The 24,537-nt window shown below is 52.7% G+C and carries 18 protein-coding genes; 17 read left to right on the top strand and 1 reads right to left on the bottom strand.

Annotated features, from left to right (window positions below; all coding sequences use genetic code 11):
* The first annotated feature begins 151 nt into the window (after nucleotides 1–151).
* From B8V81_RS24410 to B8V81_RS24370, 10 genes are all read left to right on the top strand, one after another.
* On the top strand, nucleotides 152–931 hold the full coding sequence (locus B8V81_RS24410) for an SAF domain-containing protein (protein ID WP_101809511.1): 780 nt from the start codon (nucleotides 152–154) through the stop codon (nucleotides 929–931).
* 3 nt (nucleotides 932–934) lie between these two features.
* Complete coding sequence (locus B8V81_RS24405) at nucleotides 935–2,065, top strand: P-loop NTPase family protein (RefSeq protein WP_101809510.1); 1,131 nt, start codon at nucleotides 935–937, stop codon at nucleotides 2,063–2,065.
* Nucleotides 2,062–3,504: a P-loop NTPase family protein gene (locus B8V81_RS24400; RefSeq protein WP_101809509.1), complete on the top strand. Its 1,443-nt coding sequence runs from the start codon at nucleotides 2,062–2,064 to the stop codon at nucleotides 3,502–3,504. Before B8V81_RS24405 ends, B8V81_RS24400 begins: the two co-directional genes overlap by 4 nt.
* 8 nt (nucleotides 3,505–3,512) lie before the next feature.
* Nucleotides 3,513–4,463, top strand: coding sequence for a hypothetical protein (locus tag B8V81_RS24395; RefSeq protein ID WP_101809508.1), 951 nt, complete (start codon nucleotides 3,513–3,515; stop codon nucleotides 4,461–4,463).
* 11 nt (nucleotides 4,464–4,474) lie between these two features.
* The gene (locus tag B8V81_RS24390; protein WP_101809507.1) at nucleotides 4,475–5,350 is read left to right on the top strand and encodes a hypothetical protein; all 876 of its coding nucleotides are present in this window, start codon (nucleotides 4,475–4,477) and stop codon (nucleotides 5,348–5,350) included.
* A gap of 60 nt (nucleotides 5,351–5,410) precedes the next feature.
* A complete protein-coding gene (locus tag B8V81_RS25470) occupies nucleotides 5,411–5,578 on the top strand; it encodes a hypothetical protein (protein ID WP_180968538.1) in 168 nt (55 codons plus the stop codon).
* 70 nt (nucleotides 5,579–5,648) lie between these two features.
* The gene (locus B8V81_RS24385; RefSeq protein WP_101809506.1) at nucleotides 5,649–6,062 is read left to right on the top strand and encodes a hypothetical protein; all 414 of its coding nucleotides are present in this window, start codon (nucleotides 5,649–5,651) and stop codon (nucleotides 6,060–6,062) included.
* Nucleotides 6,059–6,583, top strand: a complete 525-nt coding sequence (locus B8V81_RS24380) for a hypothetical protein (protein WP_101809505.1) — start codon at nucleotides 6,059–6,061, stop codon at nucleotides 6,581–6,583. The genes B8V81_RS24385 and B8V81_RS24380 overlap by 4 nt, the downstream gene beginning before the upstream one ends.
* A 110-nt stretch (nucleotides 6,584–6,693) precedes the next feature.
* A complete protein-coding gene (locus B8V81_RS24375; RefSeq protein ID WP_180968537.1) occupies nucleotides 6,694–7,665 on the top strand; it encodes a copper amine oxidase N-terminal domain-containing protein in 972 nt (323 codons plus the stop codon).
* A gap of 611 nt (nucleotides 7,666–8,276) precedes the next feature.
* Nucleotides 8,277–14,006: a PKD domain-containing protein gene (locus tag B8V81_RS24370; protein WP_146000551.1), complete on the top strand. Its 5,730-nt coding sequence runs from the start codon at nucleotides 8,277–8,279 to the stop codon at nucleotides 14,004–14,006.
* Nucleotides 14,007–16,952: 2,946 nt separating this feature from the next.
* On the opposite strand, the gene B8V81_RS24360 is transcribed toward B8V81_RS24370, so the two are convergent.
* Nucleotides 16,953–17,552 carry a hypothetical protein gene (locus B8V81_RS24360; protein ID WP_101809501.1) on the bottom strand — a complete coding sequence of 200 codons (600 nt, stop codon included), beginning with the start codon at nucleotides 17,550–17,552 and terminating at the stop codon, nucleotides 16,953–16,955.
* Between the two features lie 292 nt (nucleotides 17,553–17,844).
* Between B8V81_RS24360 and B8V81_RS24355 the strand changes: the two genes are divergently transcribed.
* The 7 genes from B8V81_RS24355 to B8V81_RS25455 all read left to right on the top strand — a co-directional run bounded on the left by B8V81_RS24355 (nucleotide 17,845) and on the right by B8V81_RS25455 (nucleotide 21,689).
* Complete coding sequence (locus tag B8V81_RS24355) at nucleotides 17,845–18,789, top strand: coiled-coil domain-containing protein (RefSeq protein ID WP_101809500.1); 945 nt, start codon at nucleotides 17,845–17,847, stop codon at nucleotides 18,787–18,789.
* Nucleotides 18,790–18,800: 11 nt separating this feature from the next.
* Nucleotides 18,801–19,139 carry a hypothetical protein gene (locus B8V81_RS25040; protein WP_146000550.1) on the top strand — a complete coding sequence of 113 codons (339 nt, stop codon included), beginning with the start codon at nucleotides 18,801–18,803 and terminating at the stop codon, nucleotides 19,137–19,139.
* A gap of 148 nt (nucleotides 19,140–19,287) precedes the next feature.
* A complete protein-coding gene (locus B8V81_RS24350) occupies nucleotides 19,288–20,178 on the top strand; it encodes a tyrosine-type recombinase/integrase (RefSeq protein ID WP_101809499.1) in 891 nt (296 codons plus the stop codon).
* Nucleotides 20,179–20,202: 24 nt separating this feature from the next.
* Entirely contained in the window at nucleotides 20,203–20,607 is a 405-nt protein-coding gene (locus tag B8V81_RS24345) for a hypothetical protein (RefSeq protein ID WP_101809498.1), read from the top strand.
* Between the two features lie 346 nt (nucleotides 20,608–20,953).
* Complete coding sequence (locus B8V81_RS25465) at nucleotides 20,954–21,124, top strand: hypothetical protein (RefSeq protein WP_180968536.1); 171 nt, start codon at nucleotides 20,954–20,956, stop codon at nucleotides 21,122–21,124.
* Between the two features lie 193 nt (nucleotides 21,125–21,317).
* Nucleotides 21,318–21,485, top strand: a complete 168-nt coding sequence (locus B8V81_RS25460; protein ID WP_180968535.1) for a hypothetical protein — start codon at nucleotides 21,318–21,320, stop codon at nucleotides 21,483–21,485.
* A 45-nt stretch (nucleotides 21,486–21,530) separates the two neighbouring features.
* Nucleotides 21,531–21,689 (top strand): hypothetical protein, encoded by a 159-nt coding sequence (locus B8V81_RS25455; RefSeq protein ID WP_180968534.1) that lies wholly within the window; start codon nucleotides 21,531–21,533, stop codon nucleotides 21,687–21,689.
* Nucleotides 21,690–24,537 lie beyond the last annotated feature (2,848 nt).

The raw sequence follows: 24,537 nt of genomic DNA, 5'->3' as shown, positions 1-24,537 counted from the left end.
GCGAATACGCCCATTTTAACAAGAACCCGGAAAGAGGAGTTCAGCAAAGTATAAACGAATACATTAATAAGGTATTACACTAATAACTTATGTGTGCTATGATGGTAACATCACTAAGATATGGAATCAACTACTTGAAGGAGGAGCTCGATTGATTCGCACGATTATGCAGCGCGGTTTGCCGTTGCTCGGCTTGGTTTTGCTGGCCGGACTTATTGTTTTTCAGCTTTGGTTTGAGACGAAGGGGCGCGAGATGTTCTTTTCCGAACAAGTGGTCATGCTCACGGGTGAAGCTGCTCGAGGCGATCAAATATCGGACGGGGACTGGTATTATGCCAAAGTTCCTAAAGATACGGTAATTGACACGGTCATTACGGATCCATCGCTCATCGTCGGCAAAGTCGCCAAGCAGTACATCCCTTTCAAGGCACAGCTGAGCCCCACCTTTTTTGAGGACGCTGAGCTCGTGACGACAAGCGACCAATTCATGATGAAGATCCCCAATGAATGGGTTTATGCTCTTCCGAACACGCTTCGAGCCCGCGATAAAATCGTTCTGAAGGAAATCCCTCGTTCCGTGCTCGAGCGCGAGAAGCAAGCAGACGCTGCTGCAAATGACCCGTCCGTGGTTCCGTCGCCGTCACCTGAGCCAGCGGAAGGTGACGCAAGCGAGCTACCCGAGACGTACGACCCGAAAGCCGCAGGAGCAGTTGCCGGCAAAGCTGGCGAAATTGTCCTAAAAGCAACGGTTGCCTACGTGAAGGACAGTTCCAACCGGGAGGTGCAGAGCATTAGCTCCATGGACCGGAAAGATGGAACATCTGTCATTCGAGACATCGAAGTCGTCGTCTCTGTGGATGACGTGAACAAGCTCGAACAATACATTGAGGCAGGCAGCAAATTCCTCATCATGTACCAGGAAGGTGAGTAAAGCATGAATGTTCAACTCTGGTCCCGCAATGTGCCCCTTTACGAAACGCTGGCTGGCTCTGGTCGGTTCAACGTTTCAAAATTCGATGGAGAATCTGTAACAGGAGATACGGATGTCCTCGTGGTCGATGGCAAGGACGTATCTTATCTGGACCTGAAACTGGTGCTTCAAAAACGAGCTGAGCCCATCCACTGTTTCTATATTCTGACGGAAGCCATGCTGCAGCAACGCGAAGAAATTGAAGCATCTTTAAATTTAAGGCTGCTGCCTCCATTCATGACGGAAAGTCAGATTACGGATGCGATCGTTCTGGAAACCCACCACGATGCTACGGCTCCAGACAGCAAGGTGCATGTGTTCTTCGGTGCTGACAGCAAGGTCGGCACCACCATGACCGTGGATTCGGTTGGCGAGTACATCGCACGGCATTCCCAAGCCAGGGTACTAGTTGTCCATTTAGAAAGCCCGGTCCAATACATGGATGATCTTCTGGATGGAAAAGGAGCCGGAATGGATCACTTGAAATTCCGCCTGTTCAACGACATTTTGGACTCTGAAGAGTTCAAAAAGGCTGCCTATAAAGGGAAGTACGACAACCTTTTCTTTGTCCAAGGTCCATCCATCATCAGCGATCTTAGGTATTACCAGCCGCGGCATGTTGAGACGATCGTCAGGCTGGCAGCTGCAGACTACGACATCATCCTTATCGACGCCGGCAGCAACGTGGAGCGCGGACTCTGTATTGGTGCTCTGCGATCGTCGCCGTATCGATATGCGGTGACGACCCAGCAGGCTCATGTGAAGGACCGTTTTCTCCGACTTGCTGACCAGATCTTCCTCCCGATGCAAATTGATCGCGACACGATGCAGCTGATCGTAAACAAGCATGTCCCGAGCAATATAAGGGACAAGCAGATTGAAGAAGTATACGGGGCAAAAATCCTTGCCGAAATCCCTCATCTGGATTTCAAAGGGTGGCAGGCAGAGGTTGAGACCAAGACTCTCTTGGGGCAAGAACCTCGTTATGACGCGGCCGTCGCGGCAATTGCCAAGACGATCACGGAAAGACAGGAAATTCCACTTGAAGCAGAGTCCATGGGCATTCGAGCGAAGCTGGGGAGATGGATGCGATGATCGCGCAACGGCATCCAGAATTTCATTTGGATGAGTATCTGGCCGGCCAGATAGCATCCTCGCCTACAAAGAAAAAAGCACGCTTTCCCGGAACCTCTCAAATGGATGCCTTTGCGGCCCTGTGCGAGCAGGTAAAAAAAAGCTTTGACCAGGAATGGGACGAAAAGGGCTCTGATTCCGATGAGCTGCTGCAAATGCAAAAGAAAGCCATCATCGGATACGAAGCTGAGGTGAGCCTGTACAAAGACCGCATCCGACAAATCTTGAAGCAACAAGACTTGAGCGGGGAATGGTTTCCGAGTTGGTACAAGGATCTTGTCTCCGCATTATTTGCGGAAGTCTGGGGCTTTGCCGGAGTCGACGAATGGCTTCAGGATCTCGAAAGCTCCTCATGCAAGCAGGTCGGGGAACGGATCTACTTCTTGCGAGAAGGCAAGATGGAGCTGCAGCCACAGCGGATGAAGCGCGATCGGATGCGGCAGCTTATCACGGCTTTGATGCTTAACGAACCTGACAAGCGGATGCGAAATGGCTACACCGAAGTGTACATGCTGAATGGTAACCGGATCACGATCTATGATTCAGAGATCGCCAAGGAACCGGTCATCATCTACCGGAAATACGTCATACAGCAGTACAGCTTCGAGGAGTTTGCACGCAAAGGCACGATTCCGGTAGAAAGCATTGATCTTTGGAAATCCATGGTCAAGGTCGGATTCAATGTCTCCAAAGTGGGCGCGGTTCGTACGGCCAAGACATCCTGGCTCATTACGTGGCAATCTCACGAGGATCCGACGCTAGAGGGCATTCAAGTGGAAACGGATCCGGAGATCCCGCTGCATGTCATTATGCCGAATGCCCCCGTGATTCAACTGGTCGCAGATGGGGATGAGCTGAAGCAGATCGTAAAGAGCCTTATGCGATCGGACGGCGACTACATCAACATGGCCGAGGCACGGGACGGCGTTGCGCTTCGCATCGCCGTCCAGGCTGCGAATAAAGGGACGCGCAGGGTCAAGAACACGTTCCACAGCTCGCAGCCAGAAGACTTCTGTTACGACGTCGCCAATGAGATCGTGCAGTCCTATGGAGGCGATGTGTATGCCAATACCATCAAGGTGGCAAAGGCATTCCATTACGTCTTCCATTTCATTCAGCTCAAGGACAAGAGTCAAAAGCGTCTGAAGGGCGTGTACGAAATTCGGTACAACCCAAAGACGCTGCAAATCAGCATGCACCGCATTATGAAGTATCACTTCGATACCGATTCCTGGACGTTTGCCCATGACGTTGGGGAGGACAAGAAAGAAATCGGGATGGAGGAAGATCCTGAAGCCTTCCGCTCTTTCAATGAGCAGCTGCAGCATCTCGCGAAGCAGTTTCCGATGCAAGAGGACAACACGATCTTGCTGCCTTATCTCGAGCTCATGAGGAGGTAGGGGAGCCCATGGCATACGAAACACTGTTGCGTTACCTCATCTACTTCTTAACGGTCGGCTGCGCTTGGCTGGCGGTCTCTCCGCTGGTCGTCCCATCCTTTTTCCGGAGAAGGCAACGGAATCGCTTCCGCGGCGCGGACGAGGAGAAATGGAGGCCCAAAGGTCGATTCTACACGAAGATGGAGCTCTTCCTTTCATCCACGATTGGTGCGGGTTCTCCCTTCGTCGTTTACAGCTATGTGGTCTTTTCTGTCGCCCTTGCGGCGATGACTCTACTCTTTTTAAGTGGATCCAGTACCGGGCTCATAAATGCCCTTGTCATCTCGCTACTTGTGGGGGGTATGCCGACACTCATCCTGCTCGTTTGGAGACAACGTATCCGTATCGGGAGCAGCTATGAAGGCGATGCCGTCATCAGCGAGCTGATTGCACAGTACAAGCTCAATCATCTCAACATGCTGGAGGCTATCGACAAGACCATTCCTCGAGTTCGGACCTCCAAATATTCGAGGAGGGCTCTTTCCCGCCTTAGCATGGGCGTGAAAGAGAACGGGAGCAGCTTAGAAATCGAACGACTTACGAAGACCTTTTCCTACACGTTTGGGACCAACTGGGCGGAACTGCTGGCCAACAACATCTACTTGGCGATCGTATACCGAGACAACGTTAAGGAAGCCCTCGATGACATTCTTGATGAGCTCACCAACGCCAAGGCCGTCAACGAGAAGGGGAATCAGGAGAATTCGGAGTCCTTCATGATTATCAAGTTTGTGGCACCAGTGAGCTATATTGCCTCTGTTTTTGCCATCGTCCATTACTTTGATTTCTCATGGTCCAAGTTCATCAGCTACCAATTCGGCTCCAAGTACGGCATTCAATCCTTTCTTCTAGTGCTGCTCTTCATGTTTATTAATTTGCTCATTTTCGTCTTCTTGAGGAGACCTAAAAACGACATCTAGGGGGGACAAGCATGAATGCTCAGGCGATGTATTACCTCGTCTGTGCTGTCGGGTATGCGGCTGTGGGAATGATTTTCTTCCTTACGATGGAACAAGCCAAAAAGGTCGTCGTGAGGAAAAGGCCCATGGAAATCGTGCAGGACATCATGGTTCGGAATCTGGATGTGCATGAGCTTAATTCCCTCATCGGCAAGGCGGGGATTACGATCAACCTCATCCAGTACCAGATCTTCCGGCACGTCGGTTTTTTTGGCCTACTGCTGCTGACGATCGGCTCATCCATTGCCGGCGGCCAGAGGATCTCGTACACCACACCGGTTATTATCGTGATTCTTTTCTTTGTGACAGCACCTTCCGAAAAGGTTATGGGCATGACATCTCCTTTCCGAATTGCCGTAGATCGACTGGGGCAGTTCCGGCAGTCTCAGAAGAACAACGAGCTTTACCGAGCCATCTGTCAGCTCAAGAACCTGGCTATAACGAAAGCGGATCGCCCACCTGGTTCAGCCTTCATTCTGGAGCAGCTCAAAAAGTTTACGGATAAGATTCGGCCTACGCTGAACCAGATGCAGCAGCTCTGGCTGATGGGACAAAAAGACCAGGCCTGCGAGTATTTCGGCCGATCGATCGGAACACCGGAAGCCCAGTCTTTTGCTTCGATCATCCGAAAGCTTGACGAGCTGAATCCGATTGAAATGAAGCAGCAGATGGTACTCTTCCAGGAAGTCATGAGGCGTCAACGAGAAACGGAACGCATGAAGAACAACATGCGAAAGAGTAATTTAATTTACAGCATATGCATGCTTTCCCTCACCGTAATTCTTCTTAACTTCATGGTTGTCGGCGTCATTATTGATATGATTCAAGGATTAAGCTCAATTGAATAGCGTTCATGTGTAACAACACTTGAATATAAATCAAATTACATTAAAAGGAGCAATTATCTCATGAAAGAATTTCTTGCTACCGCTGTTATGGTCATTTTGATTGTCGTTCTTCTGAACACCTACGTCTCGGGATCCGGAAACGACACGATAAAAGCTGAAGGCAAGCGCATCGGCGGCTCTCAAGTTACAACACTCAAAACGCTTGAGCAAGCCCCAACTACGCCTTAACGAGCGCAGCTGAATCAGATCCTTCCGGCTCGCGGGCCGGGAGGATTCTTTCCAAAGAGAGGTGTTTTTCATGAAGGAGTTCCTGGCCGCGGCAGTTATGTTCGTCATTCTTCTCTATTTCCCCGTTCAATGGTCGCTCCAGACCTACAATCATACCCTTCGCCTCAACGTCGATACCGTCGTCAACAAATATGCCCAGGAGGCTCGTGTCACCGGCAGATTCACGCCGGATAGTATCTTGGCCATGAAAAAGGACATTGCGGCCAAGACAAATCTTTCCGTCACCGAAATCGCTGTTCAAGCAACGATGACGCCCAAATACCGGCGTGACGATTTCAATGACCAGGAATTTATCGACTACGAGGTCAAGATTCCAATTCGGAGCATTATAGCCTTATCTTCCTACTGGGGCATCTCGCCTAGTGACAACCAGACGACGTATACGAGGCGTGGGCAAGTTGCAAGCGAGGTCCTGATGCCATGAAGTGGTTCATCATGGGGGCAGTCATGGTTGTTCTCTGCATGACCTTTACGGTCTTTCAGGCCGATTTCGACATGCACGAGCTGCAGACCGAGCAAGTGAAATTCACGGCTCAAGAAGCAGCTGCAGCTGCAGCTCAATACATGGATCCGGAAGCGTACGCGGACGGCCGATTCGTTTTTAATCGTGAGGAAGGCATTCAGGCAGCGGAAGCGCTGATCCGCCAGAACCTCAAGCTTGATCCGGATTTCATGCCGCTGCGCAATTCCTACGCATCGGAACAGGTCACTTATACGATAGAGTTCTTTGATGATGACTCGGTTAATCAAGCTCCTTGCTTGTCCGGATATCCGTGCTTGTATGTGCAGCACATCAGTCAATATACCTTGGCCATCACGCATCCTACGGTCATCGTTTCCATTGATGCTGGAGAAGCGCAATATTCTCTGCGACTCCCAGGCATGGATACGACGGTCTACCGAACAGGCGCGCACGAGTGGAAGGGATACAACTTCATCACGTGATTCAAGCGGCGGAGCTGCGGAAAAATTTGGTGGGTTTATTCCTAGAAATGGTAGCGTGTCATTAGGATACGTACTATAATAGAAGTAAGAACAGTCCAGGAGGGATTTTTGTGAATTGGAAAAACGTGACTCGGAAAGCCGTACTGAAAGCTGTATCGGGCGTAACTGCGCTTGCTGTCGTGGTCGGGGGCAGCTTTGTTTCTGCGGACTCCGCACATGCCAGCTCTAGCCCAGGAGTGAACAAAGCCAAGCTTCAAGTGGAAGTTCTGTTTAATGCCAGAAAGGTGAAGACGCCAGGGGGCAAAGCGCAACTCAAGGACGGCTCTGTTTTCGTTCCCATCCGGGCTGTATCAGAGACGTTGGGCGCCAAAGTTGCCTACTCGGGAAAAGAAGTCACGATCACCAAGGAGAGCAAGAAGATTCAACTCACGATCGGAACGAAACGGGTTGTCGTGAACGGTAAAGCCCTGACCGGGATCGGGGCATCGTTTATCTCTGCAGGATCAACGATGGTGCCGATTCGGGTGATTTCGGAGAGCTTCGGCGAGGCAGTGGAGTGGGATAGCATCAACCAGTTTGTATGGATCGGAAGCAAGGACGTTCCGAAGGCAGAAGACGTCTTGAAGCCTGTGCCTATCAAAAATAGGTTTGATTCTTATTATAAGGGACGCGAACATTTGCTTGTGTCGTTTGATAATTATGAAAAAGTTACTCTAACCGAGGCTTTAGTAATTAAGAATGAAAATTTACCTTTACAAATTGGGAATATTACGATGTATAGAATTAATAACACCACCAATAGTAAAGGAGAAGAATATATACAAACTATTTCTAATGATAGATCTTCACTTGGTTTAACGCTAATGCTATTATCTTCGGATTATAAAGCAAGGCTTCGTGGTAGTGTGGATCCATTTTCAAGATTGGTGGGTCAATACAAAATGCAATATTATCAGATTTCCGTTCGGACAGATAGTATTACTTTGAATGATAAAACCTGGGACAAACTTAAACTAGAAGATATTAATTTTCTAGAATTGAGGATTGATTTCAAATATATGATTATCTACGATAAAAAATGAAATGAGTGATTATTGTGATCTCATTTAGAAAATTTTTAAGTTGTACATTAATTTTTTCAATTATTCTTCAAATTTGTACCGCGTTCCTTGTCTCTCCTCAAACTGCATCGGCTAAACCTTTAGGAAACGCATCAATACAGCCTACCAAAGATATGAATAATCCTAATAGTGTGATGAGGTATGCTGTTGGTTTTATGTATTTTGATATTTGGAGCAATTCAGCTGGAGAATGGACTACCTATGCTCCCAACGCTAAAAATGCGAAATTGGTAGCACCGTACTCATTTTCTTTCCCAGGTAGGACGGTGAAGAGTGTCTCTGTTGTAAATTTTAATAGTAACTCAAGTGAAGATACTTATTATTTTAACAACTCCAGGCCAAATGATAACTATAGAAGTTATGAACTTTACATTGGAAAAAACCCGAGTACTCCAATAGTAAAAAATATATCCGGGGTGGATACAAGCAGTATTTCATTCGATGTAGAAATAACTGGAACGCTCACGTCAGACGGTATTTATGACATTAGAAACGAGGAACAAGCTTGTGGAGGTTGCTCTCCAAATGTCCAAGGCTACCGCTATTACTTCCCGATCTTGTACAAGTTTGAATTGAACGGAAACCTGGACGTCCATCACTTTACTACGGATGGAACCAATATTGATGAAAGCTTCGCAGATCAATCCAAGGGCATGAAGAAGGGGGAGTCCGTTTCATTAACGCCTGCCGCTAACCCTAATTATGAATACGTGGGCTACAAACAAAGTCAAACCTCCGTTCCTAGCGGCGGCTCAATCGTTGAGGGCAACCCAGGTTCGTTCGTTTATGATGGATCCTACGATACGAAGTTCTTCAACCTGTATTATCAGAAGAAGGCTGATGGATCTGCTCGTATCCGGCATGTCACTCGAGACGGCCAAAGTCTATCCGGAGTCTTTCCGGACAAAGACGTCGAGCTGACGAAGGGAAAATCCTTTGCGCCTGTGCATCCGGATGCAGCCGGTTATAGCTACGCCGGCTACGTAAAGACAACGACGGGAACGCCTCCAACCGCTTTCTCTAACCCAACTGGAGGCGAATACGCGCTTTCTCCGTACGATGGATCCTTCAAAACCCTTTATCTATACTACGTCTACGATATTACCGGCGCGCAGCTTAAAGTGCGCCATATGGTTCGAAAAGGAGCGACAGGTTCCTACGAGCTACGGGACGAGCAGGCCACAGCGGTAACTCCTATCCCGACCACCAAAACCGTTCAAGCGGATGGGAAGTGGGGGAAGGTAATCGGGAATAGCTTGTCCTACTCGAGCTATTCCAACACCGTGGCATCTGGCAGTAGTGTCACGGCCAACTTTACAGCTTCGCAGAAAAATGCCTTTGTGAGCTTTTTCTATGAAGAAGAGCAAAAAAGCTTTACGGGCGACTTCGACGTCATTAAACCCGTCATCGCCTACCGGGACACCTTCTCCTTGAAGCCCAAGGATTTTGTCCTCAACAAATGTACATACGTCTCACATACGTGGCAGATTAAACAGGGCCCCTACACCTATACGAGCCCAGCGTACTACAACTACTCCACGGAGACGTCGTATCCGTTCGAGAAATGGCCTTCCCTTCTAGGCGTCGGCACCTTCCAAGTCTACATGATTCTCAAGACGAGCTGCGGCGAATTAGAGGTCGGCCCCAAGACGCTGACCATTACCGGGCCGGCCAAGAATAGCCCGCCGGTCATTAAAATCGGATGGATCGATCCGTCCGGCGATCCGACGAAACCGGTCTCCTCAACGCCTCAAAATGATCGTCTGACCCTGAACGTGCTCAGCATTTCGGATCCTGATCCGGGAGACAGCGTGACATTTGAAGGCTATGATTTTGCCGGCAGCTCGAGCCAATGGATTCGGGACTTACCGAATCGCTTCGGCGGAGAGACGATGATGTGGGAGTACCCGAACGTCACGATGGATCAGAACGGATTCTATTCCATCTGTGCCACCGTCCGTGACCAGTGGGGGGCTACCGGCAGCGGATGCACCAGCATCAATGTCGTGCCACCCAACCCGATTCCGATTATCAATGGTCCATCTCAAATCCGAGAAGACCGGCCCTACTCCCCTAAATTTGACGGGAACAGCAGCTACAGTCCAATCAAAGGGCGGACCATCGATCATGCTCGCGACGAGTGGTCTGGCGTCAGAGAAATCTACGACACGCCGGGCGAGTACAAGATCAAGCTGGATGTCTATGACAGCTTAGGCTTGAAGTCGCTTCAGCCGGCCGAAAAGATGCTTACTGTCCTCGAAGATATGCCGCCGGTTCCCAAGCTGGAGTTTCCGAGTCCAGCGCTGAGGAATGCAAGCGTGGCGTTCAAAAACACCAGCTATTCTCCGGACGGAGACACCATCGTGGTGAACCAAGTCTCGTACCGCTACGATGCGAATAACGACGGGAACTATTCTGAACCCGAAGTCGCCATCACCATGCGAGCAGACAAGACGTTCGACTTCAAAGGGGCTAAAGTCGGCCGGTACCGGTTCAAAGTGTATGTAAAAGAGGACTACGGCAAGGAGGCTACAGGCTACTTTGACTTTGAGGTCATCAACGACGCCCCGCAGGTATCGTTCGATGTCACGTCCGAAAGCTTGGAGCCGGAGCCGCTCGTGACGGTGCCGATCAGCACGAAAACGATGGCAGAGGATCGAGCCAAGTGGGGGAACAGCAACTTTGGAGCCGATACGAAACTCTCTTCCTGGGCCTACAATCCAGCGAATGGAGCCTTGGCTGCTCCATGGGCGACGTTCAACCGGGCGGAGCTCTTCATGGTGGGAAGCGACGGCTATCCTCGGACCGTACGCAGCAATCCGGTCGATGATCGATCCTTTACCGGTTTCATGCAGTCAGCCCTTTTATCTGGCGGCGTCACGGCCGTCTCCAATTACGATAAAACTACGTATGCCTACACGTACGATTTTTATCGGGATGGGATAAAAATCGGCAGCCGAACGGGACTGGAAGGCATCGTCGCGGTTGATCTGTACACGGGAATCGTGCACACCCGGAAAAATGGCGATGCGAGCAAAATCAGAAGCTACTACGCCGATTCCTTTATCAATCCTGCCGGAGCCCCGTTTGCCATACGGGGAGAAGTGTATGCTAACGGAAAATGGTTCAAAGTCGACTACCCTACGGTACTGGGGACGACGCCGAACTTGAATGCAGGCAGCTTGCCGACAGCCTTCTCCGACCATCTCTACTACTATGCGGAGTACCAGAACAGCGCCAACGGAACGCCACTGAAGACATCGTACACCTGGGACGGAGCGAAGACGGAGAAGCAGTGGTACAACAACACCGAGTATGAGCACAACTATATTGTCGGAGCAGAGTCCATTGTCGCCGGCAGCGTCGATAAAGACATGAACTATGTCGCCTCGTCGTATCGTACCTTCTCCAGTTCGTCGAAAGTCTATTATAGCCGGAACCTCGAGGAGGATACGGATCGCTTCCAGGCCAATATTTCGGGAGTTATGGACGATCGTGTTTTTGTCACTTTCGATGGGAAATGGGTCGTCACGAACTACGGCATCTATGACCGGAATCATCCGTATTCGTACTCGGATCCAATAACCAAGTTTGACTACGGAACCCGCATCATGCACGTGACCGATACGAATTACGCCTTGCTGGACAACTCCGAGCGGGGAGCAAAGCTGATCCGCATCCAGGATAACGGTGCGATGACGACCATCCGGGATTACCCTCAGCTGCAAACCATTTATCGCAATATCCGGATCGATAATCAGAACAACTTTATCTTCCAAAGCCGGGAGGCGCTGTACAAGATCAGCACGTCTGACTTCTCGCTCACGCAGCTGGCTACGGTAGGGGAATACGCCATGCCGATCAACAGCGGAGCCTTTACGGTTGCGACCAGTGATCGCCGAACGGAAGTGTATGCGCCTCGAGAGAGCCGGCCGGAGGGAGCCTATATCTCCTCCCACAACCAGCTGCTCGGACAAGCGAAGATGAAGAATGTCTCGTACAGCTTCAAGATGGAGCTCAACATGTCGGCTCCGTCGTATCTCTATTCGGGCTATTCGTTCCACGCGCAGGACAACCGGAACATGTACCGCGTCGAGGTCAATCACGACTCCGTCAGTCTGGTGCGGGTCGCCGGGGGAACGAGGAAGGTGCTCCAGAGCTCATCCTATCCGATTAATCTGGCTCAGAAATACGCGTTCAAGATTCAAATTCTCGACGGGAAGATCAAGGTCTACGTGGACGGCACGCCGGTCATCGACATCAATGAGACCACGTACACCGAAGGGAGATTCGGGCCGTTCGCCGAGATTCCCAAAACGGAATTTTACCAGGTGAGCTATACCGACCTCACGCCGATCAGCACGGCGACGATCCTGAACGGCGTCGGCCTGGTGGGGAGACCCCTCATCTACACGATCCGGAACACGGACACGGAGAACGACCCGTTGATCAAGGATCTGACGTCCTGGAAGTACGTCCAGCTGGCCCAGAAATTCCTGGATGCCCAGGACGGCAAGTCCGGCGCGTCTGCCCTGAGCGGCAAATGGTTTACCTCTCCGGCTGCCGTCATCGACAAGGTAGGCCTGTATCGGATCAGCTACAAGTCTAAGGATGACCCGCATCCCGACTATCTGTATGCCAAGATGGACTTCGACGAATACCGCAAGGAGAGCAATGAGTCGGTACGCGACGTCATCATCCACCGGCCGCCGATCTCGGACTTCGATATCTCGCTTGCCTCGAACGGAACGGTGCTTTGGACCGACCGCAGCCGTGACCCGGATCGCTACCTGTCCAGCAGCCATTACTCCACCGAAGCGACGGGGATCGACTACTACCGGACCAAGGGCGTGCTCGAGAAGAAATTCTACTCCATCTCCCCGTCCGGCAAGTTTGTGCGTGCCAAGCTCGTAACGCCGGATGAGATCGGAGAGTACACCGTGGGGCTCGCGGTTAAGGACGAGTACGAGGCATGGAGCGACTACACGGAGAAAACCGTCTATGTGGGCACCCTCCCGCAGCCGGACGAGCCTCCGCATGCTGGCTTCAACCTGAGCCGCGCAACGACGTATCGAGGCGTCGAGATCAGCATCGACTCGACCGCATGGGACAAAGAGGATGGAGCACGCCAAAACCTGCCTCACGACTACTTTATCCGGAACCTGGATGGCGGAACCGAAACGATGGCCAGCCAGGTCCGGACGACGTGGACCAAGACGTTCAGCACGATGGGAACCTTCCGGATCCGCCAAGTGGTGGAGGACAAGCTTGGCCAGACCGACACCGTTTCAAAAACGGTCCAGGTCGTCAACCGGATTCCGATCGCAAACATCTTTGTTCCTTCTTCGACCGATCAGACGAAGCCGGAAAAGCTGACGGAATTCCGTCCGAAGTTCAAATGGACCTATGGCGATGCCGACAGCGATCCGCAAGCCAAGTACCAGGTGAAGATCTACCGTTATGGGGGCGTCATCGTCCATGATTCGGGCATCAAGAACGGAAACGATGGCATGTATCAGCCTACCGTCGATCTGCCGGAATACACAAACCTCTATATCGTGGTTCGAGTCTACGATGGATACGACTGGGGAGAAAGCGATCCTAAGTTCTTCTACATCGAGACGAACCGCCCGCCGGTAGCGGACTTCGATTGGAAGGTGAAGCCGATCTGGGAAGGAGACACGATTTACTTAATCAATCGGTCTACAGATCCAGATGGCGACCCGCTCACCTACGAATGGTCGTTCAAGCATCTGAACAGTTCATGGAGCAACAGTTCGGCAGCGATTGAACCGACAATTGCGTTTGCTCAGCCAGATGGCTATCGTGTTCATTTGAAGGCGTGCGATCCGAAAGGCGCTTGTAGCGATGTGACCAAGACGATCGACGTGACCCCTATACAAATTACAGGGACCGTATTCCACACAGACCAGTGGGAAGCCAATCGACTAAAGTACAACAAAGCTGCAGAAGCTGCAGGGAAAGAAATACGTGCTTCTTGGTACTTCTTCCCTGGGGAACGGTTTATGCTGAGAGCTAATACGGTTGGCCCGAATATCGTTAAAGTAGACGCTCAGATGTTCAATAAGGACATGGTTGCAACAACCTTTCAGACGAATATGCCAGGCGCGCCTGACATCTGGAACGGCAGCATATGGGACAAAGAGATGATCAAATGGAATGATCAGTACTTGTATTTTGTCTTTACCTTGACGACGAACACCGGCTACACGAAACAGAGCCAGCCAGTCAGGATTTATCTGAAGGATGATGCGTATTGGAGGCAACACAACATTAAATAAAGAAAAAGCCGCAACCTAATGGTTGCGGCTTTTTCTTTCGGCAGCTTTCTGCTAGCTCTCCTGACCTACATCGATGAGCGAAGAGAACCTCCCACAGGTTGACCGCCTGACGGGACACTATCAGCTCTTCGGTCGGAGAAGTGTTCGGGACAGCGCTGGCGGGCGCATATTGAGCCCTTCACACTCCTAGTATATATCAAAACTGGAGACAAGATAACCTGAATTTGAAAAGTTGCACATCGCCCTTTCATCAGCTGGCCACCGGCTGCGGGCGCGCAGCGATCGACAGAGAAGAGCGGTAACTGGCCACTGGCGCGGCCTCGATGCGACGGGAAATGCGAGCTCCAGAAGCTGGCCGCCGTCGGGGACGGAGCGCAGAGCACCTGGTAGCCGTCCGCCGGCATGGCTGCGGACCGATTGGCAGCACAAGCTCCTGCAGCCGTTCAGCCGATAATGCTCGGCGCAATGGCAGCGCGCAAGTTTCTGCAGCTGGCCGCCGTCGGGACGCGACAGCATCCGGAGCGCGAGCTCCTACAGCTGGCCGCCGGCGGGGCCGCGGCGCGATTGCTGCGCAGAGCTTCTGGCAGCTGGCCGCCGCGCCGGCGCATCCGGAGCGGATCGATGCAGCTGGCCACCGTCGGGGCCGCGGCCGGGAGCGCGAGCTCCTGCCGTGCCGCGGCGCGATCCCTGTGCGGAGCACCTGCAGCTGGCCAACGGCGCATCCGGAGCGAATCCATGCAGCTGGCCAACGTCGGGGCCGCTGCGCGTTGCTGCGCGGAGCTCCTGGAAGCTGGCCGCCGCGCCGCCACATCCGGAGAGGATCCATGCAGCTGGCCGCCCGTCGGGGCCGCAGCGCGATCGCTGCGCGGAGCTCCTGGAAGCTGGCCGCCGCGACTGCGCATCCGGAGCGAATCCATGCAGCTAGCCACCGGTAGGGCGGCGGAGCGATTGGGAGCGCGAGCTCCTGCAGCTGGCCGCCGTCGGGGCCGTGGCGCGAACGGCAGCGTGAAGCACCTGCAGCTGGCCGCCGTCGGGGCCGCGCGCGGTCGGAAGCGCGAGCTCCAGCAGTTGGCCGCTGGCGGGGGGCCGCGCCGCGAACGGCAGCGCGAGCACCTGCAACTAGCCACAGGCGGGGCCGCGAAGCGATTGGGAGTGCGAGCACATGCAGCTGGCCGCCGGCGTGGCCACGGAGCGATTGGCAGCGCGAGCTTCTGCAGCTGGCCACCGGCGTAGCCGCGGCGCGAACGGCAGCGCAAGCACCTGCAGCTGGCCGCCGGCGCATCCGGAGCGGATCCATGCAGCTGGCCGCCCGTCGTGGCCGCGGCGCGATCGCTGCGCCGAGCTCATGGCAGCTGGCCGCCGCGCCGGCGCATCCGGAGCGGATCCATGCAGCTGTCCGCCGTCGGGGCCGCGGCGCGATCGCTGTGCCGAGCTCCTGGCAGTTGGCCGCCGCGCCTGCGCATCCGGAGCGAATCTATGCAACTAGCCACCGGTGGGGCGGCGGAGCGATCGGGAGCGCGAGCACCTGCAGCTATCCGCCGTCGGGGCCGCGGCGCGATCCCTGCGCGGAGCACCTCCAGCTGGCCGCCTGCGCATCCGGAGCGGATGCAGCTAGCCACCGGTGGGGCCTCGGCGCGAACAGAAGCGCGAGCACCTGCAGCTAGCCACCGGTGGGGCCGTGGCGCAGTCTGAAGCGCGAGCCCCAGCAGCTGGCCGCCCGTCGTGGCCGCGGCGCGATCGCTGCGCGGAGCACCTGGCAGCTGGCCGCCGCGCCTGCGCATCCGGAGCGGATCCATACAGCTGGCCAGCGGCGCGAACGGGAGTGCAGCTCCTGCAGCTGGGCGGGCGCATCCGGAACGGATCCATGCAGCTGGCCACCAGTGGGGTTGCGGCGCGATGATTCGTAAGCGCGAAGCACTTGGTAGCTGGCTGCCGGCGTGACCGCGGCGCGAACGGCAGCGCAAGCACCTGCAACTGACCGCCAGCGGGTCCTCGGAGGATTCGGAGCGCGGAGCACCTGGTAGCTGTCCGCAGGCGGAGCCACGGTGCAATGGGCAGCGCGAGCTCCTGTAGCTGGCCACCGGCAGGGCCACCGCACCATCCTCTGGCCACCGGTGTGGCCTCGGAGCGAACGGCAGCGCGAAATCTGCAGCTGACCGCCGGCGTGGCCGGCAGGATCCGGATCGCGGAGCAATGGCAGCTGGCCATCGGCAAAATCCCGCAACGATTGATGCGCGGAGTATCTTGGTAGCTGGACCGATGAAGTGACTCAGAACATTGAAATGATGCTGGGCTGGGAAAGAGAGAGAGGGCTATTATTCTGCCAGAACACCCATATTCAGTGTTGAAAATGGTATAATTAAGGTGTGGTTAGGGGGTGATAACCATGAACCACGAAGACCTTCTTAGGCTGGTCACTTCCATCCTCAACTTAGTTGCTTCCTTAAACTCTCTCGCATCTGTCCTCATCCAGAAGAAAAAGAAGCCAACTAAGAAGAGTCGAAGTGGACACAAAAAGAAAAAGACCACCAAGCGTTTACGGCGCTAGCTGGTCTGGTCAGAAACCGAGGATTCCCGAAAGGGGTCCTCTCCCTAACCACAATACAAAAAAAGACCATCAAGCGTTTACGGCGCTAATGGTCTGGTCAGAAACCGAGGATCCGAAAATGGAACCTCTCCCTACGACAATTATACTAAAGGAGTGGATCGTTTACAATGACCCTGACCGTATTGACTTTGATTATCTCAGTCGTTGCTCTTGTCGTCTCAACGATCGCTCTAGTTAATGCAGTCCGGAATAGGTAGTAATTTCTCTAGCGAACCCAACGGCTACGCTACTAAGTGTCACCTGAGAATCATGTCCAGAATAGCCACTAGACAAATTATTATATGGCCACAGTGATAAAAGCCCGACGACTTCCAGGTCAGAGGGCTTTTTGTTCGTGCTTACCGTATCTGATCAAAGTAAAGCGGCCCCTTTGATTGCCGGGCCTGTGAAGCCTCTTTCCGAGCCCGGTCGTATGCTGGCCATTGAAGCGCTTGGGGAACCAGCGCAAGCAACATCTTATAAGCGCTGCCGTACCGTTTTCCTGTAGCGGGACAAATGTATTGATGGAGCACAGCTAGCTGAGCATGCTCAGAGCCTTTGGGGAAAAGCATATTAAGGATACGTTGCTCGGCTTCAGCCACGTCCTCGTCTGAAACAGGCGTACCGGCGCGTTTGGCCTCGTTCGCTGCAGAGCGAAGAGTAAATGCAATCTCGCGTCGATCAAGAGCGACCGGAACTCGAGCAGCTCGATCTGCGGGTGGATTGTGGTCGGGAAATACAAAGTTGGTGTGTGCAGTCGAAGGGTGGGGTACTGTAGGAGCTGTTTCTGACGTAGCTAGCTGCTGTTTGATATAAGTTGAGAGCGTCGAGAAGCCGAGTGCTTCAATCTGAGCCCATTCATCCTCTGTAAGCGTCAGTGACACCTTGCGCGTAATGCCTTGCGGTTTGCGGCCGGCCCCTGGCGCGCGTTTGCGCTTTATCTTCTCCATCTCCGCCATGCTTGCCCCTCCTTTATTTAAGTTACCTAAATTAGATGTTTTCATTCTAATTAAAGTTACCTAAATAGTCAATTCCTATTTAAGTAACCTTAATAAGTCGCGGTCCTTTCTAAACACAAGTTCTTACCACGCTAAAATCACCCATGAGAGTTGGTGGAATCCCCGCAACCTTGGTTGACAACGGTTAGTAAACAATTTTTTGTTTATAAATACCTGGTTAACAATGTTTACTTTGTTAACAATGTGATATAATAAAGAATATAGAAGCCCCAAATGATAAGGAGACGATGAAATGGAAGAGCAACGGAAAGAGGCAACTGCTTCAACAACAAAGGGTTTTCGGACTACGGAAGGAACCAAGGCAAGAGCTGAAGCTGCGCTGGAAGCAGCGGGTTTGCCAAAAGGAACGGACATGCTAGAGTACATGGCCAGTCTCGTAGAGCTTCAAAATATGAAGACAGGAGCGCTAGGATATGACAAGCAGCTCGAGGAGCTTGAGTACCATACCAAGCGCACCGGCGAGCTATTCTTATCCATGATTCAGACAGAAGGAGCACTCAGGCACCAGCTCACTGAAGATCACGCAGAGAAGCAAGCAAAGGCATCCGAGCAATTGCATACAGCTGAGGTTGAAATTCAAGAGCTGAGATCGCGTGTTAAGGCTGTCGATCTGGAGCTGCAGGAGATGGCACAAACGGCTGAAGAAAGGGCAAAGACGATTAAAAGCTTGGAATCCGTTAACGAGAAGAACGATGAGCTCGTAGCCACATATCGAAAGGAAATTAGTGAGCTGCAGGGTACCGTTGCCCGACAGATCGAAGCGACCGAAAATGCCGGCAAGCTGGATCTAGCCCTGCAGGAGACAAAAAGAAAGACCGCTGAGTTAGAGAAGCAACTGCAGGAAGAGCAAAAAATGCGCCATGAGGCAGAGCTGCGCAATCAGGAGGATGCTGCTCGTAACGAAGTCGTCTTCCAGGAGCGCTTGGATCGGGCTCAAGAGAAGGCAGAGCTTCAGCGTCAGACTGAGCTGGTTCAGTTACGGGCTCAACTGCAGAGTTCGGCCAGCGAATCTGCTGAGAAGCGCCTGGGTGAGATTCGAGACTTGTACGTGCAGCTCGCGGCAGTTAAGGACGAGCTGTCAGCTATAAAGGAAGAGCGAACAGCATTGCAGCGTGAGCTGGCAAGTCAAAAAACAACCCCACCAGCTGGGCGAAAGGCGAAAGAAAATCAGGAGTGAGGTGAAGGTCTATGCCCAAGAAAAAAATGCAGGTTAGCAAGGATCAGGGAGATACATGGAAATATCGTTGGGTCGATCCAGCCGAAATCAAGCCTGAACATACAATACTAGAACTAGGGGACTGGGTTCGAGCAAATCCGGAAAGCCAAGTTTTTGTAATTGGTATAAGAAAAGGGATGCTGTATTCCTTCCGGCTTGAGCATGCTCCGTGCGTCTACACCTATACATTGGATATCGGGCAATCGTTTTCCTTTCAAACTCTAACAAAGGAAGAGGCGGATATTCTCTTTATAGCTGCTCTTAAAGAATCTGGCATTCTTAGAATTGATGAAAAAATGTTAGTTAACTGAGAATTTTTTAACCTTATTCACTCGTCGCATAATAGACATTATACGACGAGCCATATTGATTGTAGGTTTCTACTCGTCGTATAATGAATATAATTCGTCGCATAATATGACGGTTCTATTCGTCGTATAATATTGGAGGCCTTTTACGATGACTAACGCACAGGTTCTTGATCGTTACATTCAGCACATGCTGGGTCAAGGCAAGAGTGAGACGACCGTCAGCAACTACGCGACAGACATCTGCCTCTTCTTTGACTACCTCGAGAATGAGAGGGGGGCCACACCGGGTGGCGGGGGCCTGCAAGCCTCCAGGCAAGACCTCGGGGAATATACGCAATATTTGAAAATAGCGGAGCGGGCGCCAACCTCGATTAATCGGTACATGGCCGCGCTCCGTTCCTTCTACGCCTTCACGTTCTCAGCCGGACTCATGCGTCTGAACGTGGCCGATAAACTCAAAAGCTTTAGCGTCCAAAAGCAAAACCTCGCGAAGTGGGGCACCGGCAACGAGATCGGGCGCCTCATTGACGCCATCGATACGCAGCAGCTTTCTCCGACGAAAAAGATCCTCCACAAGGCGATTATCTCCGTCTTCCTGAACTCCGGCCTTCGTGTCTCCGAGCTGGTCGCCTTAACGCTTCCTGACGTAGACTTCGCGGGTCAACGAATCATAGTGCGGGAAGGCAAGAACGACAAGTACCGCATCGTGCCGATGACCAAGCCCGAAATCGCCCGGCTCAAGGAATGGATTTCTCTTCGCAAGCGCGGCGGCCTCTACGTCTTTCAATCCGAACGATCCGACCAGCTTTCCGTCCGCGCTGTGCAGCACATCCTAGCCAAGCTGCGGGAAATCTCCGGAGTAGATCTTTCCGTCCATCAGCTCCGGCACACGTTTGCAAAGCGCTACGCTGACGCAAACGGCATCGGCGCCGCCGCCGAAGTCCTGGGCCATTCAAACATTAACACGACGCGGGTATACACGGCGCCGAGCATGGCGCAGCACATCGCCAATGCTAACCGGATAGCCACGGAAGTTTGAACCAAGAGGGGGACAGGAAACCAAATGAAGACTGAAAACGTGGTTGCACTGATCGATTTGTTTCTAGAAGAGGCGCAGGACTTCTTTGTTCCTGCGGATGTCACTCTCGGGCACATTGCTGAAGTCCTGGAGGACGCAGAGCTTTCCGATGCGGAATGTCTTCACCAGATTCGAGCCCTTTACGCTGCGTCCAAGCTGGCCGAAATGCAGCTTGAGGATCAAGCCGTAGCCGAGGATTTTCGAATTGTTGCCGAGCTGCCTGACAAGCTAAGAGCGTTCGGATTCCTGGATACCGGCGTGGACGGCATACTTGTCAATCCGAGTCACATTGCCGACTTCCAAGGCAGTAAGCTATATTACTCAGATGGTCGCACGCAGGACGTTGCACCTGAGTACGCTGGCATCTTTAGGAAATTTGCCAAGTCATAGCGATTTGAAAGGAAGATTGCATGATGAGTAAAGCCGTTTACCTACCAGTTTGCGCGTCTCCGTGCTGTACTGAAGTGATTATAGAGAATGGACCAGGCGGTACTCCGAAGCTTTATTGCTCTGACCGCTGTCGTTGGCGAGAATCCGCTCGACGGCGTCGATTCAAACGGAAAATAGACGGAAAATGCTCTCAATGCGGGAAAGAGCACGACGCGCCTCTATCCTTTTGGTCTACCCGTGAAACCATCTCTTACTGCACTCAATGCCGGCGCTATTTTAATTATCACCGGAAAAATAAAGTGAAGGGAAATGGAAGTTAAGAAGATAAAAAAGGGATGTGGGACGTGTGAAAGTGTATATCGTTTGCAATTATGACGGGAATGTAGGCGTATTTTTTGAAGAATCTGCAGCATTAAAAAAATATAAAGAAATTGAATTTCAGGATAACGGGGCGGCAATACAAGTTTGGCTGAATAATCAACTGCTCATGCAAGATTCTATTTATGACAAGATATAAAGGTTGACGCAAAGTGCGGCGGCTGCCACGAACGGCAGCACGATGCAAGCGGTACGGTTAGCCGAGCGGTGGGGGAATTTAAGCGTTCGGGCTGGAAGCTGACCCACGAACACGGCTGGCTCTGTCCAATTTGCGCCGGCTCGGGCCGAGGAACGAGAGGGAGGCCGGAGGGCGTCCCAAGGAGGATGTACGGATGAAAATTGAGGTTTATGAAACTGGAAGCAAGATGAAGCTGATCGCTTATCTTGTGGACGCCAACGGCGAGAAAACGGAGCTGCTGCGAACCGAGAATGGCCGGGACGACCTTCTGAACCAAATTGACGACAAGAACTTATCTCACCTCAATGTGAGGTTCAATTAGAGGAGGCCGCCCATGAGTGATGATCCTGATCGAGGAGGATGCTCCGTGAACATGATCGACAAAACAAAGCTGCTGGAGTGGTTGAAGCGCGAGCTGCAATACTCCCAGCGTGAAAATAGACGGGATGAAGCCAAAGTGCTCGACATGGCAATTGGCAAGATCAATTCCGGCGCATTTGACCCACCAGAAGAGAATAGGCATTAAAGATAATTATTTCAATAATTACATAAAAAAAGGTCGCTCCTGGCGACCTTTTTTAGCGCACAAACCACCACAGGTTCCTCCGCTAAAGGTACTATAACATATTAGTCTAGTGAGGCAATAGACTAATAAATATTGATATTTAATCTCATTTTCAAAGGGACGTGGATTTCTACATTATCCATGGCTTCTGCATAGCTTCCTGCAGCTGGCCGCGTGGCCGCGGCGCGATCGGGAGTGCGAGCTCCTGACAGCTGGCCGCCGGCGGGGCCGCATCGCGATCGCTGCGGGGAGCAACCTGGCAGCTGGCCAGCCAGCGGGCCGCTGAGCGGAGCACCTGCAGCTGACCGCCGGCGCATCCGGAGCGGATCCTACAGCTGGCCACCGCGTGGCCGCTGCGCGATCGCTGAGCGGAGCACCTGGCAGCCGGCGGGGCCGCTGAGCGGAGCACCTGCAGCTGGCCACCAGCGCATCCGGAGCGGATCCCTGCAGCTGGGCGCTAGCGCATCCGGAGCGGATCCTGCAGTTGGCCACCGCGTGGCCGCTGCGCGATCGCTGAGCGGAGCACCTGGCACCTGGCAGCCGGCCGCCGGCGAGGCCGCTGAGCGGATCCCTGCAGCTGGCCGCCAGCGCATCCGGAGCGGATCTTGCAGCTGGGCGCCAGCGCATCCGGAGCGGATCCCTGCAGCTGGCCGTCGGTGCATCCGAAGCGGATCCCTGCAGCTGGCCGTCGGTGCATCCGAAGCGGATCCCTGCAGCTGGCCGCCAGCGGGGCCGCGGCACGATAGGGAGCGCGAGCTCCTGCAGCCGGGAGCAGGGGCAGGTGAGCCCGCGGATGAATCCGAGCGCAGGGCAACCTGGTAGCTGGCTGCTAACGGGAAGAAGGGCGATCCGGAGCAGCTGACCGAGTAGTGACTTCGGAATAGCCTAGCCTTGTTCAGCTGGCCGGCGGTGATATGGCTGACGGGGGAGAAGAGAGATAATATTGATTTCCAGTTAGAATACTAGCTTTAATAATCTTTTTTTCTACAATTTTTTTTATTTTAATGTAATACATTTTTAATGCAGTATGTCATCTGTATTACACTCATAATACCGTGAGACGGTTGAAAATCATGGACCTTGTAATACAAGTTGTATGACGCTGTGAGAATAAGGTGGTACGTTATCCACAAGTGGATGAGGCATAGGACCTCTTTCCTTATTTAGGAGGGTGTGCTATAAACATAGATAGAGATTGAAACAAAAAGAAAGCCCAGGGTTGGCCCCCTGGACTGAATTGAAAATAAAATACCATTGTTCAAGCAGTAGAGGGTTTGGCGACCCTATGCTGTTAAACCGAAAAGCACTCGGTAGAACAGGAACCGCAATCACAATGGCGTTTTGTATGCCTATTGTAGCATTATCTTTTTGGCCTTTCAAGCCACTAAGATGATATTTACATATCCATTGTGCGAGATTTTTCTAATCGCGGAAGTCCTGTGTCTCCTTGTGGAGACACAGGACTTTTTTTGTTTCGGTAAGTCCAGCAGCTCGACTGCTGTCCTACATATAGCAGTGCAATTGAATAGCATGTACATGCCTCGTACGCCATTTTTGAAAAAATGGGGGACGGAGGCCTGGTTTCCTATTGTCTTCTTTAGGAAACGAAAGCGGGCTCAGGAGACCGCTCTAAAAACCTGCCCCGTCGCGGCGTGAGACTTATGGCCATGCGATGGGTGACGTCGAGGGTTGCCACGTAGAGTCGTGGCCATTGGCTGCCTAACTAGCAGCCCGTGAAGCCTTATTGGTCCCCTTCTACCCAAAACAGGCACGGCGGGGGACAAGCATAAGCGAAACGAAGTACGGCCCGATGCGTTGTGACTCCAACGGGGGCCGTGACCGATCCGAAAAGTACGCGATATAAAGCTCGATCGAACCTTGCTGGAAACCGTTCAAGGGAGAGTGGATCGCGGTTAGAGAAGCAATTCCGATAGCTGTAGTGGCGGCGAGGTCTATAGGATCCGTAACCTAGCCGGAGACATTCTCCAGAAGGAATTGGCAGCCTGATAGGGCTGCGCGTTGGTCGCTCCTCGAGCGGCTGGAAACAAGGCCGGGAAGCCGTTCTCCCATGCGTGACGGCGAAACCAAACCCTTATCGCCTTATCCCTTTGCGCTTTTTTAAGCGCTCTCGGGATAAGGCGATCTGTGTCCACCTAGCAGAAACCATGATCCTTCGCCTTCGGCGAGTGCGTCAAGTAAAATTTTCTCGTTTTGAAAAAGATTCTGGTGGTCATAGATCGCCGCCTAATGCAGGGGCGGGAGTGGGGAGGATGAATTATTCTTTGGCTTTGCATAGCAAAGCATCCTTTGACTTGGCTTTCATTTTCATTCTAGTTTTTCCAAAAAAAAGATAGTGAGTTGGATGATGGCGCGTCAGCGCCCCAGGGGGGAGAACAGCCGGTCAGCGAACCGAGATCCTGTGGGCAAGCCTGCTTTTGGCTTGTCCATAGGTCGAGTGTGAGCTGAACCGGAACCGAAAGGAATGCTCATGAGCGTAGGACGTTTACATAATTAATTATTAGAAACCAAATAGTGAGGTTAGACGGCGGGGCTGCGGGGCAATTGGCATCCGAGCGTGAAGCACCTTGGTAGCTGGAACCGATAGGGCACCTTCGCATCCGGAACGGATCCCTGCAGCTGACCACCGGCGGGACTGCGGATCGATCGCTGCGCGGAGCTCCTGCAGCTGGCCGCCGGTGGGGCCGCGCAGCGATTACGCCCGAAGCTCCTGGCAGCTGGCCGCCGGCGGGGCCGCGGCGCGATCGCGCCCGAAGCTCCTGGCAGCTGGCCGCCGGCGGGGCCGCGGCGC

The organism is Paenibacillus pasadenensis (assembly GCF_002864175.1).
Taxonomy (GTDB): Bacteria; Bacillota; Bacilli; order Paenibacillales; family Paenibacillaceae; genus Paenibacillus_O; species Paenibacillus_O pasadenensis.
Note: the sequence above shows the minus strand (reverse complement) of the source record. Positions and strands in the feature narration are given on the sequence as shown.